This is a genomic window from Pseudomonas sp. HP_12 (genome assembly GCF_055283955.1).
On the sequence record NZ_JBTOQG010000002.1, the window covers coordinates 69,390 to 87,552 of the forward strand.

General features: G+C 61.1%; 12 protein-coding genes. 4 read left to right on the forward strand and 8 right to left on the reverse strand.

The window, feature by feature from the left end; all coding sequences use genetic code 11:
* Positions 1-64 precede the first annotated feature (64 nt).
* Positions 65-1,189 (reverse strand): GNAT family N-acetyltransferase, encoded by a 1,125-nt coding sequence (locus tag ACYASU_RS02700; protein WP_463581884.1) that lies wholly within the window; start codon positions 1,187-1,189, stop codon positions 65-67.
* A gap of 292 nt (positions 1,190-1,481) precedes the next feature.
* On the opposite strand from ACYASU_RS02700, the gene ACYASU_RS02705 reads away from it, so the two are divergent.
* Positions 1,482-2,801 carry a putative porin gene (locus ACYASU_RS02705; protein ID WP_192171541.1) on the forward strand — a complete coding sequence of 440 codons (1,320 nt, stop codon included), beginning with the start codon at positions 1,482-1,484 and terminating at the stop codon, positions 2,799-2,801.
* Between the two features lie 256 nt (positions 2,802-3,057).
* Here ACYASU_RS02705 and ACYASU_RS02710 read toward each other — a convergent pair whose 3' ends face one another.
* The 4 genes from ACYASU_RS02710 to fadD2 form a co-directional block, all read right to left on the reverse strand.
* The gene (locus tag ACYASU_RS02710; RefSeq protein ID WP_463581885.1) at positions 3,058-4,179 is read right to left on the reverse strand and encodes a beta-ketoacyl-ACP synthase III; all 1,122 of its coding nucleotides are present in this window, start codon (positions 4,177-4,179) and stop codon (positions 3,058-3,060) included.
* Between the two features lie 227 nt (positions 4,180-4,406).
* Positions 4,407-8,318 carry an ATP-dependent RNA helicase HrpA gene (gene hrpA, locus ACYASU_RS02715; RefSeq protein ID WP_463581886.1) on the reverse strand — a complete coding sequence of 1,304 codons (3,912 nt, stop codon included), beginning with the start codon at positions 8,316-8,318 and terminating at the stop codon, positions 4,407-4,409.
* Between the two features lie 420 nt (positions 8,319-8,738).
* Complete coding sequence (fadD1, locus tag ACYASU_RS02720) at positions 8,739-10,436, reverse strand: long-chain-fatty-acid--CoA ligase FadD1 (protein ID WP_192171544.1); 1,698 nt, start codon at positions 10,434-10,436, stop codon at positions 8,739-8,741.
* A 356-nt stretch (positions 10,437-10,792) separates the two neighbouring features.
* Positions 10,793-12,481, reverse strand: coding sequence for a long-chain-fatty-acid--CoA ligase FadD2 (gene fadD2, locus ACYASU_RS02725; protein WP_463581887.1), 1,689 nt, complete (start codon positions 12,479-12,481; stop codon positions 10,793-10,795).
* A 226-nt stretch (positions 12,482-12,707) separates the two neighbouring features.
* Here fadD2 and ACYASU_RS02730 point away from each other — a divergent pair, with 226 nt between their 5' ends.
* On the forward strand, positions 12,708-13,652 hold the full coding sequence (locus ACYASU_RS02730; protein ID WP_463581888.1) for a lysophospholipase: 945 nt from the start codon (positions 12,708-12,710) through the stop codon (positions 13,650-13,652).
* A 40-nt stretch (positions 13,653-13,692) separates the two neighbouring features.
* Positions 13,693-14,163 (forward strand): MaoC family dehydratase, encoded by a 471-nt coding sequence (locus tag ACYASU_RS02735; protein WP_192171547.1) that lies wholly within the window; start codon positions 13,693-13,695, stop codon positions 14,161-14,163.
* 111 nt (positions 14,164-14,274) lie between these two features.
* Here the strand turns inward: ACYASU_RS02735 and ccoM are convergent, their stop codons facing one another.
* From ccoM to ACYASU_RS02750, 3 genes are all read right to left on the reverse strand, one after another.
* Positions 14,275-14,391: a cytochrome c oxidase subunit CcoM gene (ccoM, locus tag ACYASU_RS02740; protein ID WP_463581889.1), complete on the reverse strand. Its 117-nt coding sequence runs from the start codon at positions 14,389-14,391 to the stop codon at positions 14,275-14,277.
* 133 nt (positions 14,392-14,524) lie between these two features.
* Positions 14,525-14,686, reverse strand: a complete 162-nt coding sequence (locus ACYASU_RS02745; RefSeq protein WP_192171548.1) for a hypothetical protein — start codon at positions 14,684-14,686, stop codon at positions 14,525-14,527.
* A gap of 66 nt (positions 14,687-14,752) precedes the next feature.
* Positions 14,753-15,100: an aspartate-semialdehyde dehydrogenase gene (locus ACYASU_RS02750; RefSeq protein ID WP_192171549.1), complete on the reverse strand. Its 348-nt coding sequence runs from the start codon at positions 15,098-15,100 to the stop codon at positions 14,753-14,755.
* A gap of 206 nt (positions 15,101-15,306) precedes the next feature.
* Between ACYASU_RS02750 and rapA the strand changes: the two genes are divergently transcribed.
* Positions 15,307-18,153, forward strand: a complete 2,847-nt coding sequence (gene rapA / locus ACYASU_RS02755; RefSeq protein WP_463581890.1) for an RNA polymerase-associated protein RapA — start codon at positions 15,307-15,309, stop codon at positions 18,151-18,153.
* Positions 18,154-18,163: the final 10 nt, after the last annotated feature.

Sequence of the window (18,163 nt, forward strand, 5' to 3'; positions counted from 1 at the left end):
GACAGCGTTGTCAGGGCAAAGCCAACAAAGCTGTTCACGCTTGATCGGACCCAGACAGATCGGGCTACTCCTGCCGATACGGCAAGGCCCCGCGCGCTTCTTCGGCGTACGCCAGAATTCCTGCCCGTTCCTGGGTCAGAAAATCCGCCACTGCCTCTCGCAATCCCGGGTGAGCCAGGTAGTGCCACGAGTGGGTGATGACCGGCTCGAAACCGCGAATCAACTTGTGCTCCCCTTGGGCGCCAGCGTCGAAGCGCTTGAAGCCATTGGCAATGGCGTAGTCCATGCCCTGGTAGAAACACGTTTCGAAGTGCAGCCGATCGAACTCGGCCAGGCAGCCCCAGTAGCGGCCGTAAAAGCTGTCGCCGCCGATCAGGCTGAACGCCATCGCCACCGGCCGTGAACCCTGTCGCGCCAGCACCACACGAATCGCGTCGGGCATGCGCTCGGCCACCAGGCTGAAGAATTCCCGCGTGAGGTACGGCGTTTGCCCACGCACTTCGTAGGTATTGGAATAGCAGGCGTAGACGAAATCCCAATGCGCTTCGCTCAGCTCGTGCCCTTCCAGCCAGTCGAAATCAAAGCCCTGACCCGCCACTTGCTCGCGCTCTTTGCGCATTTGCTTGCGCTTGCGTGAGCTCAAGGCATCGAGGAAATCCTGAAAATCCCGGTAGCCGCGGTTCTGCCAGTGGTACTGGCAGCCGATGCGCTGCAGCCAGCCGGGTTGTTCGGCAAGCAACGCGTCGGCGATCGGGTCGGTGAAGTTGACGTGAACGCTGGACAGCTCCTCGCCCTGGGCATAGCCCGGCAGGCAGGCGAGCAGTTCGCGGCCATCTTCGGGGGTCTTTGCCAATAGGCGCGGCCCGCTGACCGGACTGAACGGCACAGCCACCAGCAGCTTGGGGTAATAGGCCAGACCGGCGCGACGGCAGGCGTCCGCCCAGGCGTGATCGAAGACGTACTCGCCGTAAGAGTGCCACTTGCGGTACGCCGGCAGCGCGGCAATCAGCTGCTCGCCCTCGTAATGCAGCAAGTGCTCGGCGCGCCAGCCGGAACGGGGCCCGAGGCTGCCGCTGTCTTCCAGCGAACTGAGAAAGGCATGGCGCAGAAAGGGTGAGTCGCCAGGTATCAGGGCGTCCCACTGTTCAGGGGCAAGGTCCGACAATTTATCCAAACGGTGTAACGACATCTCGCCACTCCTGGTGCAGTCGTGTGGTCGCGCTAACGTCTGCGCAGTATCACTTATTCACAGGGTCTGCACGTGAATTTACTCGACAGAACGCTCTAGCCTGCGGCTTCAACAAAATTTTCACATGTCATCCACATGCCATCACCTTGCCACTGTTTCGTCATAAACGGCCGCAATACTGGCGCCTGTTTTCAGAACATCAGGTTCTAAGCGCTCTGACCTTTCCCCGCCCGCCAATGGTCGGTTGATTCCTGGATGATTCGGTCATCCCTTCTCAGTTACGGAGATTGATATGCGTCTTGCTTCCACGAAAACTGCGGCAGCCCTGTGTGGTGGTGTGCTGCTGGCCATGAGCGTTCCGGCCAGCGCCGCAGTCGACGCGAAACTGCTCGACATGCTGAAGGCCAACGGCTCGATTTCACCTGCCCAATACGCCGAACTGCAAACCGAGCTGACCAAAGACCAGCTGGCTCAGCAACAGGCCCAGAAAGCGACCTCCGACCAGATCGCCGCCGCCACCGCTGCCAAGTCCTCCGAACTGTCTGCCTTCGAGCAGAAAGTGGCATGGGCAGCGAAGACTCAATTCAAAGGCGACGTTCGCGTTCGGCAAGAGACGGTCAAGATCGACGACCAGAACAACAGCCAGGACAAAAACCGTCAGCGCATCCGTGTGCGTCTCGGCGCCTACAGCGAGATCAACCCGCAAGTCAGCACCGGTATCCGTATCGCCACCGGTGGCGACAACAAGGCCAACTCCACCAACGTTGACCAGAACGACTACTTCACCAAGAAAGACCTGTGGCTGGATCAAGGCTTCATCGACTACCACCCGACCGCCATCCAGAACCTGCACGTCATCGGCGGCAAGATGGCTCAGCCATGGGTCAGCGAAGGCGACGTGATCTGGGACAACGACATCAACCCTGAAGGTCTGGCCGCGACTTACAGCCTGCCGATCAACAAGGGCTTCGAGCTGTTCGGCAGCGCCGGTACCTACACCCTCAAGGACAACATCAGCGGCGAAGGGACGCAGTTCAAAAACGACCTGCGCCTGAACGCCGCTCAGTTGGGTACGCGGATCGCCATCACCGACAACGTGAAGATGACGGTCGGTGGCTCGGTCTACAACTACGAGAACTCCAACGACTGTAATCCGGCCGCTGCCAGCACCAGCACGACGTTCTGTGGCTTGAGCATCAACGGCAACAACACCACTGACTTCCGCCTGTATGAAGGCTTCGGGCAACTGGACCTGACCGGCTTTGTCGTGCCGGTCGGCCTGTACGGTCAGTACGTGGTCAACAGCGCCACCAACAGCGACGAAGACACGGCCTGGCTGGCCGGTGTGAAAACCAAGGTGTTCGGTTTCGGTCTGGACTACAACTACCGCGATACACAGCGTAACGCTGTGGTGGGTGCTTTCACCGACTCCGACTTTGCCAACGGCACTACCGGTTCGCGCGGTCACAAGCTGGCTATTTCCTACGACATCGACAAGAACTTCGCAGTCGGCGCGACGTACTTCCTGACCAAAGCGGACTTCGCGACTTCTGCGCTGCCGCGTGATCAGGATGCGAACACGCTGCAACTGGACGTGCTGGCGAAGTTCTAAGAAAGGCAGTTACGAGCTATAAGCTGCAAGTGACAAGCTGAAAGCTTCAAGCGGCGTGTTCTTGCCGTTTGGAGCCGCTACAGACCTCAAGCCCGCCGTTGCCCTGTCGGATCCCCATCATCCGTTCCGACAGAGCAGCGCCGGGCTTTTTTTGTGGACCCTAGGATCTTCTGCGGATCCCACAACTGTACGAGAGATTCCCTCTCGCGCAGCTGGCACAGTCCCACATGTTTAGCCGGCAGTCATGCCGCACGCATCACTTCTTGCGCAGAATCACGCTACCAATCGAATACCCCGCGCCGAACGAGCTGAGCACGCCCAGCGCGCCGCTTGGCAGGTCGTCCTGGTGTTCGTGAAACGCGATCACCGAACCGGCGGAGCTGGTGTTGGCGTAGCGGTCGAGGATCACCGGGGCTTCCTCGACCGTGGCGTCGCGGCCGAGCAGTTTCTTCACGATCAGGTGGTTCATGCTCAGGTTGGCCTGATGCAGCCAGAACCGTTGCACGTCGCCGACGTTCAGCTGGTTCTCGTCCAGGTGCGCAGCCACCAGTTCGGCGACCATCGGGCAGACGTCGCGGAACACCTTGCGGCCTTCCTGCACGAACAGTTTGTCCGCCTTGCCTTCGCCCTCTTCCGCCGTGCGGTTGAGGAAACCAAAATTGTTGCGGATGTTATTGGAGAACGTCGTCAGCAGCCTGGTGCCGACTATGTCGAACTGGTGCGCGGAAGTCGCCAGGTCAGCGCGCTCGACCACCACCGCCGTGGCTGCATCGCCAAAGATGAAGTGGCTGTCGCGGTCGCGGAAGTTGAGGTGCGCCGTGCAGATCTCAGGGCTGATGACCAACAGCGCCCGGGCCTGGCCCAGCTTGACGCTGTTGCAGGCGGTCTGAATGCCGAAGGTGGCCGAGGAGCACGCCACGTTCATGTCAAAGCCGAAGCCCTGAATGTCCAGCGCCGCCTGGATTTCGATGGAGATCGCCGGGTAAGCACGCTGCAGGTTGGAGCAGGCGACGATGACGCCGTCGATGTCAGCGGCGGTCTTGCCGGCACGCTGCAGGGCCTGTTTGGCCGCGGCAACGCCCATCTCGCAGAGAATCGACCATTCGTCATTGGAGCGCTCGGGCAGGCGAGGCTTCATGCGCTGGGGGTCGAGAATGCCGTCCTTGTCCATCACGTAACGGCTTTTGATGCCGCTGGCTTTTTCGATGAACGCCGCGTTGGATTCCGTCAGTGCCTGAACCTCTCCCGCTTCGATCGCGGCGGCATTTTCGGCGTTGAACTGGGCCACGTAGGTGTTGAAAGACTGCACCAGCTCATCGTTGGAAATACTGTTGACGGGGGTGAAAAGCCCGGTGCCACTGATCACGACTTCGTACACGGTCGTTCCTCTCGAGATAAAAGCAGCTCACTGACGGCAGCAGCTGAACAGCCAGCACAAGCAGGGCGTCGGTGGTTCTGGGACGAAAGTCCCAATGCAACGAGGCAGCAACCCGCTTGGCGGACGACGGATGTTTATGACGCTATGAAGTTTAGCCGCGAAGTTTGCCATAACGGCCGCCATTTCGCGCTATCGGGTAATGTAATCGGGACTGCGGGCCGAGGGGATCAACCCTCGACCTGGGTCCATTGCTTGTTCAGGCGCTTGTCCGAGATCGGTACTTTGGTACCCAGTTGCTGGGCAAACAGCGACACGCGGTATTCCTCCAGCCACCAGCGATACACCACCAGTTCCGGGTCGCGCTTACCTTCCTGAGCGTGTTTGTCGGCGCGGGTCTGGTACTGCGCCCAGAGATTGCCCAGTTCGATGCTCCAGACCCGGTCCTTTTGCGCCTGGCTGCCGAGCTTTTCAAGACGGATTTCAATGGCCTTGAGGTAACGCGGCAGTTCCTTGAGCCACACCGCCGGCGTCTCGCGGACGAAACCGGGATACACCAGCTTGCTCAACTGACCTTTGATGTCATTCAGCGCCACGGCCTGGGCCAGGTCGATCTTGCCCTTGAAGCGCTTTTGCAGGCCATGCCAGAGCTTGAGGATTTCCAGCGTCAGCCTCGCCAGCCGCTCGGCATGCTCGGTCAGACCGCCACGCTTGCGCTCGGCCAGGGACAGCAGGCCGGCGCCGTCTCGGGGCAACGTCGTTTCGCCTTCAAGAATGCAGCTGTCGAGGCTCGCCAGCAGGATGTCTTCGATCAGCCCATCGACCCGACCCAAGTCGCGGTACAGCAAGGCCAGCTCGGTCTGTCCCGGCAACTTGCTGCGCAGGAACTTGGTCGGCTCGGCCAGTTGCTGCAACAACAGCCGTTGCAGCGCTCGACGGTGTTGATATTCGGCTTCGGCCTGGGTCGAGAAACGCCCTTCCTTGACCGCGCCGCCCTCTTCCACCAGCGCCGGATACACCGTCATCGACAGGCCGGCGATCTGCTGTTGAGTCTTTTCGGCCACTGCCGCAAAGCCCTTGGCCTCGACCGGCTGCTGACCTTTCGCCGATTGAGGCACCGCCAACGCGGCTTGTCCGGCCTCGGCGAAACGGGCGGTCAGCTCATCCAGCTCACGGCCTTCACCGAGGAACTTGCCGTTGGCGTCGACCACTTCAAGGTTCATTTTCAGGTGGCTTTCCACCTGTTGTGCCGCTTCGGCCCAAGCTTCGTCGGTCACTCGCACGCCGGTCATGCGCAACAGCTCACGGCCCAACGCCTGGGGCAACGAGCCTTCGGCGAAGACCATCCGTTGCAACGCGGCTTTGACGAAGTCAGGCACCGGCACGAAATTCTTGCGCAGCGCCTTGGGCAGATTGCGCACCAGCGCCACGCATTTGGTTTCCAGCAGCCCCGGCACCAGCCATTCCAGGCGCTCGGCCGGCAACGACAGCAACAGCGGCGCCGGCACCCGCAGGGTCACGCCATCGCGCGGGTGGTTGGGCTCGAAGTGGTAAGTCAGCGGCAGGGTCAGTTCGCCGAGGCGCAAGGTGTCCGGGTACTGATTGGCCGTGACCTCGCTGGCTTCCCGGGCGAGCACATCTTCCTCGCGCATGATCAGCAACTGCGGGTTCTTCTGGCTTTCCATCCGGTACCAGGCGTCGAACGTCGCGGTCTGGTGAATCTCCGCCGGCAAGCGTTCGTCGTAATACCGATACAGGGTTTCTTCATCAGCCAGGATGTCGCGGCGCCGCGCCTTGGCCTCCAGTTCGTCGAGCTGTTCCAGCAGCTTGGTGTTGGCGGCGAGGCATTTGGCCCGGGACTGGATCTCACCGCGCACCAGCCCTTCGCGAATGAAGAACTCGCGGGACACCACCGGGTCGATCGGCCCGAAATGCACCGGCCGACGCCCCACGACGATGAGGCCGAACAGCGTGATCTGCTCGAAGGCGACGACCTGGCCGCGCTTCTTTTCCCAATGGGGTTCGAAGTGGTTTTTCTTGATCAGGTGCCCGGCGAGGGGTTCGATCCAGTCAGGCTCGATCTTCGCCACCATGCGCGCATACAGCTTGGTGGTTTCCACCAGCTCGGCAGCCATGATCCATTGCGGGCGCTTGCGGCCCAGCCCCGATGACGGATGCACCCAGAACCGCCGCTGACGGGCGCCCATGTAATCGCCGTCTTCGGTCTTCTGACCGATCTGACTGAGCAGGCCCGAGAGCACCGCCTTGTGGAATTTCGGAAAATCGGCGGGCTCTTTGTTGACCGTTAATTGCAGGTCGCGGCAGATCAGGCTCAGTTGGCGATGGGAGTCACGCCATTCCCGCAGGCGCAGGTAATTGAGGAAGTTGCGGCGGCACCAGTTGCGCAGCGGGCTGGCGGTCAGGGCCTGGCGCTGTTCTTCGAAGCCACGCCACAGATTGACCAGTCCGGCAAAGTCGGAGTCCTGATCTTTCCACTGCGCGTGGGCCTGATCGGCGGCCTGCTGACGCTCCGGCGGACGCTCGCGCGGGTCCTGAATCGACATGGCGCTGGCGACAATCAACACTTCCTGCAAGCTGCCCTGCTTCGCGGCTTCCAGCAACATGCGGCCCATACGCGGGTCCACCGGCAGGCGGGCCAGTTGTCGACCCATCGGCGTCAGGTTGTTTACGCGGTCGACCGCCGACAGCTCCTGCAACAGGTTGAAACCGTCGCTGATTGCCTTGCCGTCCGGCGGCTCGATGAAGGGGAAATCGGTGATCTGACCCAGTCGCAGATGCAGCATCTGCAGGATGACCGCCGCGAGGTTGGTGCGCAGGATTTCCGGATCGGTGAATTCAGGCCGCGAGAGGAAATCCTCCTCGCTGTACAGGCGCACGCACAGGCCCGGCTCGACCCGACCGCAACGGCCCTTGCGCTGGTTGGCGCTGGCCTGGGAAATCGCTTCGATGGGCAGGCGCTGCACTTTGGCGCGGTAGCTGTAGCGGCTGATGCGCGCGGTGCCGGTGTCGATGACGTAGCGAATACCCGGTACGGTCAGCGAGGTCTCGGCAACGTTGGTCGCCAGCACCACGCGACGGCCCGGGTGCGACTGGAAGATGCGCTGCTGTTCGGCCGGCGACAGGCGCGCGTACAGCGGCAGGATTTCGGTGTGCTTGAGTTGCGCCTTGCGCAGCATCTCGGCGGCGTCACGGATTTCCCGCTCGCCGGGCAGAAACACCAGCACATCGCCGGGGGACTTGCGCTCGCTGCGTTCGAAGGCGGCCAGCTCGTCCAACGCGGCGAGGATGGCCTGATCGACGGTCAGGTCTTCCTCAATGCTGTTGCCCTCTTCGTCCTGCTGGGCCGTCATCGGCCGGTACCAGGTCTCCACCGGGAAGGTCCGGCCCGAGACTTCAATGACCGGCGCCTTGTCGAAGTGCTCGGAGAAGCGTTCGAGGTCGATGGTCGCCGAGGTGATGATGACCTTCAGGTCCGGACGGCGCGGCAGCAGGGTTTTCAGGTAACCGAGGAGGAAATCGATGTTCAGGCTGCGTTCGTGAGCTTCGTCGACGATGATCGTGTCGTAGCGCTCAAGATAGCGGTCGTGCTGGGTTTCGGCGAGCAGGATGCCGTCGGTCATCAGCTTGATCAGGGTGTTTTCGTCGCTCTGGTCTTCGAAGCGCACCTGATAACCCACCAGACCGCCCAGCGGCGTGCCGATTTCTTCGGCAACGCGGCTGCCGACGCTGCGCGCGGCGATTCGACGCGGCTGGGTGTGGCCGATCAGCCCGTGCTGCCCGCGACCGATTTCCAGACAGATTTTCGGCAACTGCGTGGTTTTGCCCGAGCCGGTTTCGCCAGCGATGATCAAGACCTGATGTTCAAGAATCGCTTTCTTGATCTCGTCGCGCTTGGCGGCGATGGGCAGGTTTTCGTCGTAGCGCATCGTCGGCACGCTTTGGGCGCGACTCTGCACACGGGCGCACGATGCCCGCACGCGCTCGACCCATTGCGCCCGCTTCGTCTCGTCCGGTTTCTTGCGCAGCTCATGCAATTGCCGGCGCAAGCGATGACGATCGCTGATCATCGCGTGGTCGAGGTTTTTGAAGAGTTGGTCGATGGAAGTCGAATCGTCGGTCATCAGGGCGCGGAATCTTTCTATCTGAATGCAGGGCGCGGATTGTCGCAGATTTGGTGGGGTGGAGGCAGGTCTGCATATCTACGCCTTCATAGATCATGTGGCAGGCCACCCAATGTGGGACAACGCGAACCCTGTGGGAGTGAGCTCACGAAGGGGCCGGGGGCGTTCAGCCACTTTCTCCAGTGAATGAAACTAAGCCTTCGCGAGCAAGCTCGCTCCCACAGGATCGCATCCAATTCGAGGTCTTTTACCAACCCACAGGATGGGGATGGACTCAGTCTCGGGAAGGCCGCTGGACCAGTGGGAGTGAGCTTGCTCACGAAGGGGCCAGGGCATTCAGCGATACCGCCGTGACAATCCATGCCCGCCTTAAACAACAAACCCCGCACGCTGGCGGGGTCTGTGGTTGTCAGGGCTGACTTACGCCGGCTTTTTCAGCGCCAGCTTTTTCAGCTCTTCGTCACGCAGTTCGCGGCGCAGGATCTTGCCGACGTTGGTCGTCGGCAGGGCGTCGCGGAATTCCACGCTGCGCGGCACCTTATAAGCGGTGACGTTGGCGCGCATGTGCTCCATGACCTGATCCTTGCTCAAGGTCGTGCCCGGTTTGCATACCACGAACAGCTTGATCGCCTCGCCGGATTTCTCGTCCGGAATACCGATGGCCGCGCACTGCAGAACACCCGGCAGGGTCGCCAGTACGTCTTCCAGTTCATTCGGGTACACGTTGAAGCCGGAGACCAGAATCATGTCTTTCTTGCGATCAACGATGCGCATGTAGCCATCCGGCTGGATGATCGCGATGTCGCCGGTTTTCAACCAACCGTCGGCATCGAGCATCTCGTCGGTGGCGTCCTGACGCTGCCAGTAACCCTTCATCACCTGCGGGCCCTTGATGCACAGCTCGCCCACTTCACCCAACGGCAGCTCTTCGCCAGCGTCATTGATGGTCTTGCACAGGGTCGAGGGCACGGGAATGCCGATGGTGCCCATCTGGATTTTCTGGAACGGGTTGACCGACGCCACCGGGCTTGTTTCGGTCATGCCGTAACCTTCGCAGATCGAGCAGCCGGTCACTTCTTTCCAGCGCTCGGCCGCGGCGGTTTGCAGGGCCATGCCGCCCGAGAGGGTGAGCTTCAGCGAGGAGAAATCCAGGTGGCGGAAGTCGGCGTTGTTGCACAGCGCAACGAACAGCGTGTTGAGCCCGACGAAGCCGGAAAACTTCCACTTCGACAGCTCTTTCACCATCGCCGACAGATCACGCGGATTGCTGATCAGCACGTTGTGGTTGCCGCTCAGCATCATCGCCATGCAGTGAAAGGTGAACGCATAGATGTGGTACAGCGGCAACGGCGTGATCAGAATCTCCGTGCCTTCGTTGAGATTGGCCGCCATCAGCGCCCGGCATTGCAGCATGTTGGCGATCAGGTTGCGGTGGGTGAGCATCGCGCCCTTGGCCACGCCGGTGGTGCCGCCTGTGTATTGCAGCACCGCGACGTCGTTGCCGTTCGGCGAAACATCCTGCACCGGCTGGCCGTGACCCTTGGCCAGCACGTCGTTGAACTTGACCGCCTTGGGCAAGTGGAACGGCGGGACCATCTTCTTCACGTACTTGATGACGCTGTTGACCAGCAGGCGCTTGAGCGGCGGCAGCAGGTCGGCAACTTCGGTGACGATGATGTGCTTGACGCCGGTCTTGGGCACGACCTTCTCGGCCAGATGCGCCATGTTCGCCAGGCAGATCAGCGCCTTGGCACCGGAGTCATTGAATTGGTGTTCCATTTCCCGCGCGGTGTACAGCGGGTTGGTGTTGACCACGATGAGCCCGGCACGAATGGCGCCGAACACCGCGACCGGGTACTGCAGCACATTGGGCAACTGCACGGCGATGCGGTCGCCGGGTTGCAGGTCGGTGTGCTGTTGCAGATACGCAGCGAAGGCACCGGACAGCGTGTACATTTCGCCGTAGGTGAGGGTCTTGCCCAGATTGCTGAACGCAGGTTTGTTGGCGAAACGCTCGCAGGACTGTTTCAATACGGCCTGTACGTTCGGATACTGATCCGGATCGATATCGGCGGCGATACCTGTCGGATATTTATCCTTCCAGAAGTTTTCGAGCATAAAAGCCGACTCCTCAGCGACAGCGTTTCTACACACCGCTTGATGCGATGATTTCTTGTGTTTGGAATTTTGTAGTCACCGCTTTTTGTTGACCCATGGCACAAAAAGCGGGGCGAGCGTATCAGCTTTGCCAGAGGCCGCCTAGAGCCAAAAGCGGGCTCTCCAGTCACATATCTGACTCTTGAATATGCGACGGTCACGTTTAGAGCAATGAACCTAAATTTCGGAAATGTCCTACGTCGATGTTCATTTAACGCGGTCCGATTAAACCCAGCAGCAAAATACCAGGCAAAAAAAACGGCGTGATCAACACGCCGTTTTCCTGGGATTGAAGCTGATGAGCAATCGCCGCAGAATCAGGCGATATCCCGCAACTCCCGCCGCAGGATTTTCCCCACCGGCGTCATCGGCAACGACTCACGCAGCACGATCTGCTTGGGAATCTTGTAGCCGGTGAAGTTCTCCTTGCAGTATGCCTTCAACTCCTCGCTTGTCAGCGTTGCATCCCTCGGCACCACGAACAGCTTCACAGCTTCGCCCGAACGGTCGTCGGGAACGCCGATCACTGCACAGTTCGCCACTTTCGGGTGCCGCGAAACCACGTCCTCGATCTCGTTCGGGTAGACATTGAAGCCCGAAACGATGATCAGGTCTTTCTTGCGATCGACGATGCGGATGAACCCGTCCGGGTCGATCACCGCGACATCGCCGGTTTTCAGCCAGCCTTCGCTGTCCAGCACCTCGGCGGTGGCCTCTGGTTTGTTCCAGTAACCGCGCATGATCTGCGGCCCCTTGAGGCAAAGCTCGCCGCGCTCACCGACGGGCATTTCGATCCCGTCGTCGCTGATGACCTTCGCCGTGGTGCCCGGCACCGGCATGCCCACCGTGCCCAGCCTGGACTGATTGCCATAAGGATTGGCGGTGGCGACGGGAGAGGTTTCAGTCAGGCCGTAGCCTTCGACGATCGGGCAGCCGGTCAGTTGCAGCCAGCGCTCGGCGGTGGCTTTAACCAACGCGGTGCCACCGGAGTTGGTCAGGCGCAGCGTAGAGAAATCGAGGTTTTTGAATTCGGGATGGTCCATCAGCGCCACGAACAGCGTGTTCAGGCCGAGCATCGCCGAGAACTTCCACTTCTTCAGTTCCTTGATGAAGCCGCCGATGTCCCGCGGGTTGGTGATCAGCAGGTTGTGATTGCCGCTGACCATCATGCACATGCAATTACAGGTGAACGCATAGATGTGATAAAGCGGCAGCGGCGCCACCATGATCTCGCTGCCCTGCTTGAAGATCGGCTGCCCGTCCGGCCCATGCTGCTGCATGCAGGCATAGACCTGCTGCATGTTGGCGACCAGATTGCCGTGGGTCAGCATCGCGCCTTTCGGCGAACCGGTGGTGCCGCCGGTGTACTGCAATACAGCAACGTCTTTCAGCGCCAGCGGCATCTGCTGCAGACGATCGCCCTTGCCGAGCTTGAGCACACGTTTGAACGGGATGGCCTGGGGCAAGTGATACGCCGGCACCAGCTTCTTGACCTTCTCGACCACCGTGTTGATCAGCCAGCCTTTGGCCGCCGACTGCATGTCGCCCATTTTCACTTCGATGAGGTACTGAATATCGGTGTCCGGCAGCACTTCCTGCACGTTCTTGCCGAAAACGTTGAGGTAGACCAGTGCGCGCGCACCGGAATCCTTGAACTGGTGGCGCATCTCCCGGGCGGTGTACAGCGGGTTGGTGTTGACGACAATCAGGCCGGCGCGCATGGCACCGAACACGGCGATGGGGTACTGGATCAGGTTGGGCATCTGCACGGCGATGCGGTCGCCGGGTTTGAGGTCGGTCTGCTGTTGCAGGTAACCGGCGAACGCCGCCGATTGGCGTTCAAGCTCTGCGTAGCTCAGGGTGACACCCATGTTGCTGTAGGCTGGGCGATCGGCGTGTTTGCGGCAACTGCGCTCGAAGACCTCGACCACCGAATTGTACGCCTGAAGGTCCACCTCAGAAAGAACGCCAGCGGGGCGCTTGTCGTTCCAGAAGTCAGGTTGCATGTTGTTTTTATCCTCTTACCTGAGTGTGCTGGCCCCGTGGAATTTAAACGGGCGTTTGCCGGACGTTAGCAGCTATGGCATAGAAGGCAAATAGTCGTCGCCGCGTCATCACCGGTGTGAATCTTGCGGGTAACCAGCCTGCCATCCGGCTACCGCTATACACTCAAGCGAAGCGCTCGCCACTGCGTTTTTTGAGACAACTTTTTACAGGGGCCAGGGAACCGCGATGGAACACGAAGCTTTTTGGCTGGACGCTCAAGATCACAGTCGACTCTATGTGCATGCCTGGAGGCCGATGGGCAATGCCCGGGCGGTGGTCCTGTTTTCCCACGGCATGGCTGAGCACGCCGGGCGCTATGACAGATTGGGCAAGGCATTGATGCGAGCAGGTTTCGCCCTGTATGGCGCCGATCAGCGTGGCCACGGCCATTCGGCGACCTATGGCACCCTGGGCCATTACGCCGACCAGGACGGCTGGAACAAAGTGGTCGGCGACTTGGCCACGCTGAAAGCGTCGATTGCGGTGCGTCATCCGGGGGTGCCGGTGTTCCTGCTGGGTCACAGCATGGGCAGTTACATCGCCCAGGGTTATTTGCTGCACCACAGCGCCAGTTTGCAGGGCGTGATTCTCAGCGGTTCGAATTACCATCCCGTCACCTTCTATCGCTCGGCGGCGCTGGTCGCCCGTATTGAAAGCTGGCGGAAAGGCCCGACCGGGCGCAGTGCGCTGATCGAACACTTGTCGTTCGGCTCCTTCAACAAACGCTTCAAGCCCGCACGCACCTGCTATGACTGGCTCAATCGCGACCCGGCCGAGGTTGACGCCTACAGCAATGACCCGCTTTGCGGCTTTCGCTGCACTAATCAACTGTGGATGGACCTGCTCGGCGGCCTGCAGCAGATCAGCAAGCGTTCGAACCTGGCGCAGATCGATCCCGGACTGCCGATCCTGATTATCGGTGGCGAATGTGATCCGGTGAGCGATGGCAAGCGTCTCACGCATCTGGCCGACGCTCTGAGCGGCACCGACCACCCGTTTGTTACGCTGAAGGTCTATCCGCAGGCGCGTCACGAGATCCTCATCGAGACCAACCGTGAAGAGGTCACCCGAGACCTGCTCGCCTGGCTTGAACAGGCGCTGCAGAAGCCAAGGCCGCGCCGCAGCGAATGACGTCAGTGGTTCATCTTTCTTAATTGTCACAGGACACCCCATGACCCAAGTCACCAACACGCCGTACGAAGCCCTTGAAGTCGGCCAGACCGCCAGCTACAGCAAAACCGTTGAAGAGCGTCATATCCAGCTGTTTGCCGAGATGTCCGGCGACCGCAACCCGGTGCACCTGGACGCTGAATTTGCGGCCAAAAGCATGTTCAAGGATCGCATCGCCCACGGCATGTTCAGCGGCGCATTGATCAGCGCGGCGGTGGCTTGCGAACTGCCTGGCCCGGGCACGATTTACCTGGGTCAGCAGATGACCTTCCAGAAGCCGGTGAAGATCGGCGACACCCTGACCGTGCGCCTGGAAATCCTCGAGAAACTGCCGAAATTCCGCGTGCGCATCGCCACTCGCGTGTTCAATCAGAACGATGAACTGGTGGTGGATGGCGAGGCCGAGATCCTCGCGCCACGCAAGCTGCAGACCGTGACCCTGGCCGATCTGCCACCCATCACCGTGGGTTGAGCCGGCGCCAGCATCCTCCCGGCGCAGCAATCAGCACGCACAGCCATAACGCAAAAAAAATGGGCAACCGAAGTTGCCCAATATGCCTTGCGTGCTCTTTGTGTAGAAGACTCAGCGTCTTCCGCGCCGGGGTGAGTCTCTCCAGATGAACAGTCCGACGCTTGAATAAATCACCATCGTCAGCCCCACCGTCATGACGCCGGCTATCACTGCGTGGTCGAGAAACATGCGCACTCCTTCTGCCCGAGTCTGTTTGATGGGCGCAGAGTAATCAGTGGGGTGGCGAGAGGAATTGACTCAGGTCAATGCCGGCGTGAATCACAAACAGCAGCCGGCAGACGGGGGACGAACGGAAGGCGGGTCAGCGTTTTTTCGGTTTGCTCTTGGCTTTCTTCTTGCCCTTGCCCAGCGGCATAGCCTGCTCGAAAGCGCTGCGGACTTCGTTCAGGCGTTTGTCATTGAGGTCGTGAACACGCTTGGCGCGCTCGGCGCTCAGGTCTACCAGTTTTCCGTCATCGCTCATGGCGTATCGCTCGTGAATAGCTGTTGCCGCCAATAATGCGCAATCGAGGCGGCGCTGACCAGCGCCTCAGACTTTCAGATCGACCCACAAACCCTGACGCGGCTCGTCGTCGATGATCGGCACCACCGGCACGGTGTCGTCGGCATTGAGGAAATCCCCGGGAATGGCCGGGCCTTCTTGAAGATCAGGGTGACGGTCGGCCACGCGCCGGTCGCTGCGGCGGCGTTGGTGGCGACGTTGTTCTTCGCGCAGCAGCAATTCGGCCTGCTCGCGGTCACGTTCGCCCAGGTCGATGTTGGTTTCGCTCGAACTCTTTTGAATCGGCGTTACCGGCGGGATGTCCGGGGTGGGTTTGACCGGGTCCAGCTGCGAAGTCACGGGGGCCGCGCTCAGTGGGATCAGCGGTGGCAGCATGGTAATGGTCTCCTGTTATCAAGCTGTCGGCTGCCGTTTCGTCGACTTGAGCCGATTCAAGCGCGAGTTTCGACTATGTTTTTCGCAGCAAGTGCCCGCCTCAGGCGCGCTACCCACTATATACGGGCGTTTTTACAATGTGGCTTTGGCCTGGGCGCCTTGTTCCGTTAACATAGTCGGCTTTTTCAAGGCGGGAGTCAGGCAGCATGTCGCAGCAGTATCAACCGGGGCAACGCTGGATTAGCGACAGCGAAGCCGAGCTGGGTTTGGGCACCGTTCTGGCTCAGGACGGCCGCTTGCTGACCGTGCTCTATCCGGCCACTGGCGACACGCGCCAGTATGCTTTGCGCAATGCGCCGCTGACGCGGGTGCGCTTCTCGCCGGGTGACACCATCACCCACTTCGAAAACTGGAAGATGACCGTCCGCGAAGTCGACGACGTCGACGGCCTGCTGGTCTACCACGGCCTCAACGCGCAGAACCAGCCCGTGACCCTGCCGGAAACCCAGCTGTCGAACTTCATCCAGTTCCGTCTGGCCACTGACCGCCTGTTTGCCGGGCAGATCGACCCACTCCCGTGGTTCTCCCTGCGTTATCACACCCTCGAACACACCAGCCGCCAGCTGCAATCCTCGCTGTGGGGCCTGGGCGGCGTGCGCGCACAACCGATCGCTCACCAGTTGCACATCGCCCGTGAAGTCGCCGACCGTATCGCGCCGCGGGTCTTGCTGGCGGACGAAGTGGGGCTGGGTAAAACCATCGAAGCCGGTCTGGTCATCCACCGCCAGTTGCTGTCGGGCCGCGCTAACCGGGTGCTGATCCTGGTACCGGAAAACCTGCAGCACCAGTGGCTGGTGGAAATGCGCCGCCGCTTCAACCTGCAGGTCGCGCTGTTCGATGCCGAACGCTTCATCGAAAGCGATGCCAGCAACCCGTTCGAAGACACGCAACTGGCGCTGGTGTCGCTGGAATGGCTGGTTGAAGACGAGAAGGCCCAGGATGCGCTGTTCGCGGCGGGCTGGGACCTGCTGGTCGTCGACGAGGCCCACCACCTGGTCTGGCACGAAGAAAAGGTCAGCCGCGAGTACTCGCTGGTCGAGCAACTGGCCGAAGTCATTCCCGGCGTGCTGCTGCTGACCGCAACTCCCGAGCAGCTCGGCCAAGACAGCCACTTTGCCCGTCTGCGCCTGCTGGACCCGAACCGTTTTCACGACCTGCACGCCTTCCGCGCCGAGAGCGAAAACTATCGCCCGGTGGCCGAAGCCGTTCAGGAGCTGCTGGACCAAGGCACGCTGTCGCCAAAAGCCAACGAGACCATCCGTGGTTTCCTCGGCGCCGAAGCCGAAGCGCTGCTGACCGCTGTTGCCGCCGGCGACGCCGAAGCCAGTGCCCGCCTGATCCGCGAACTGCTTGACCGTCACGGCACCGGCCGCGTGCTGTTCCGCAACACCCGCGCCGCCGTGCAAGGGTTCCCGGAGCGCAAACTGCACCCGTATCCCCTGCCCTGCCCGGCTGAATACCTGGAGCTGCCGATTGGCGAACACGCCGACCTGTACCCGGAAGTCAGCTTCCAGGCCCAAAGCGAGCTCAGCGAAGAAGAGCGCTGGTGGCGCTTCGATCCGCGCGTTGACTGGCTGATCGACACCCTGAAAATGCTCAAGCGCGTGAAGGTGCTGGTCATCTGCGCCCACGCCGAAACCGCGATGGACCTGGAAGACGCCCTGCGCGTGCGCTCCGGCATCCCGGCGACGGTCTTCCACGAAGGCATGAACATCCTCGAGCGCGACCGCGCGGCAGCGTACTTCGCCGACGAAGAGTTCGGCGCCCAGGTGCTGATCTGTTCGGAAATCGGCAGTGAAGGCCGCAACTTCCAGTTCTCCCATCATCTGGTGCTGTTCGACCTGCCTGCGCACCCGGACCTGCTGGAGCAGCGGATCGGACGTCTGGACCGGATCGGCCAGAAGCACATCATCGAGCTGCACGTCCCTTATCTGGAAACCAGCCCGCAAGAGCGGCTGTTCCAGTGGTATCACGAGGCGCTCAACGCATTCCTCAACACTTGCCCGACCGGCAATGCGCTGCAACATACATTCGGTCCGCGCCTGTTGCCGCAGCTGGAAGGCGGCGACGAGGACGACTGGCAGGCGCTGGTGACCGAGGCGCGCAACGAGCGCGTGCGTCTGGAAAGCGAACTGCACACTGGCCGCGACCGTCTGCTGGAGCTGAATTCCGGCGGCGCCGGCGAAGGCGAAGCGCTGGTGGAAGCCATCCTTGAGCAGGACGATCAGTTCACCCTGCCGATCTACATGGAAACCCTGTTCGACGCGTTCGGCATCGACAGTGAAGACCACTCGGAGAACGCGCTGATCCTGCGGCCGAGCGAGAAGATGCTCGACGCCAGCTTCCCGCTGGGCGACGACGAAGGCGTGACCATCACCTACGACCGCAATCAGGCGCTGGCCCGCGAGGACATGCAGTTCATTACCTGGGAACACCCGATGGTGCAGGGCGGCATGGATCTGGTGCTGTCCGGCTCGATGGGCAACACCGCCGTGGCACTGATCAAGAACAAGGCGCTGAAACCCGGGACCGTGTTGCTGGAATTGCTCTACGTCAGTGAAGTGGTCGCGCCGCGCTCGCTGCAACTGGGCCGCTACCTGCCGCCGGCCGCGCTGCGTTGCCTGCTGGATGGCAACGGCAACGACCTGTCGGGCCGCGTGTCCTTCACCACCCTGAACGATCAGTTGGAGAGCGTGCCCCGGGCCAGCGCCAACAAGTTCATTCAGGCACAGCGCGACGTGCTCAACCCGCAGATCAACGCCGCCGAAAGCAAAATCGCGCCGAAGCACGCTGAACGTGTGGCGGAAGCCCAGCGACGTCTGGCGGCAGACACCGAAGAAGAGCTGGCGCGTTTGACCGCGTTGCAAGCGGTCAACCCGACCGTGCGCGACAGCGAACTGGCGGCATTGCGTGAGCAACGTGAGCAAGGCCTGGCCATGCTGGAAAAAGCCGCGCTGCGCCTGGAAGCGATTCGGGTGCTGGTCGCCGGCTAAACCCACGAGA

Bases quoted from the DNA above. Each gene is read 5' to 3' on its own strand.
- ccoM (WP_463581889.1), bottom strand. From the start codon at position 14,391: ATGTTTCTCGACCACGCAGTGATAGCCGGCGTCATGACGGTGGGGCTG.
- fadD2 (WP_463581887.1), bottom strand. From the start codon at position 12,481: ATGCAACCTGACTTCTGGAACGACAAGCGCCCCGCTGGCGTTCTTTCT.
- rapA (WP_463581890.1), top strand. From the start codon at position 15,307: ATGTCGCAGCAGTATCAACCGGGGCAACGCTGGATTAGCGACAGCGAA.
- ACYASU_RS02750 (WP_192171549.1), bottom strand. From the start codon at position 15,100: ATGCTGCCACCGCTGATCCCACTGAGCGCGGCCCCCGTGACTTCGCAG.
- ACYASU_RS02735 (WP_192171547.1), top strand. From the start codon at position 13,693: ATGACCCAAGTCACCAACACGCCGTACGAAGCCCTTGAAGTCGGCCAG.
- ACYASU_RS02705 (WP_192171541.1), top strand. From the start codon at position 1,482: ATGCGTCTTGCTTCCACGAAAACTGCGGCAGCCCTGTGTGGTGGTGTG.
- ACYASU_RS02700 (WP_463581884.1), bottom strand. From the start codon at position 1,189: ATGTCGTTACACCGTTTGGATAAATTGTCGGACCTTGCCCCTGAACAG.
- hrpA (WP_463581886.1), bottom strand. From the start codon at position 8,318: ATGACCGACGATTCGACTTCCATCGACCAACTCTTCAAAAACCTCGAC.
- ACYASU_RS02745 (WP_192171548.1), bottom strand. From the start codon at position 14,686: ATGAGCGATGACGGAAAACTGGTAGACCTGAGCGCCGAGCGCGCCAAG.
- fadD1 (WP_192171544.1), bottom strand. From the start codon at position 10,436: ATGCTCGAAAACTTCTGGAAGGATAAATATCCGACAGGTATCGCCGCC.
- ACYASU_RS02730 (WP_463581888.1), top strand. From the start codon at position 12,708: ATGGAACACGAAGCTTTTTGGCTGGACGCTCAAGATCACAGTCGACTC.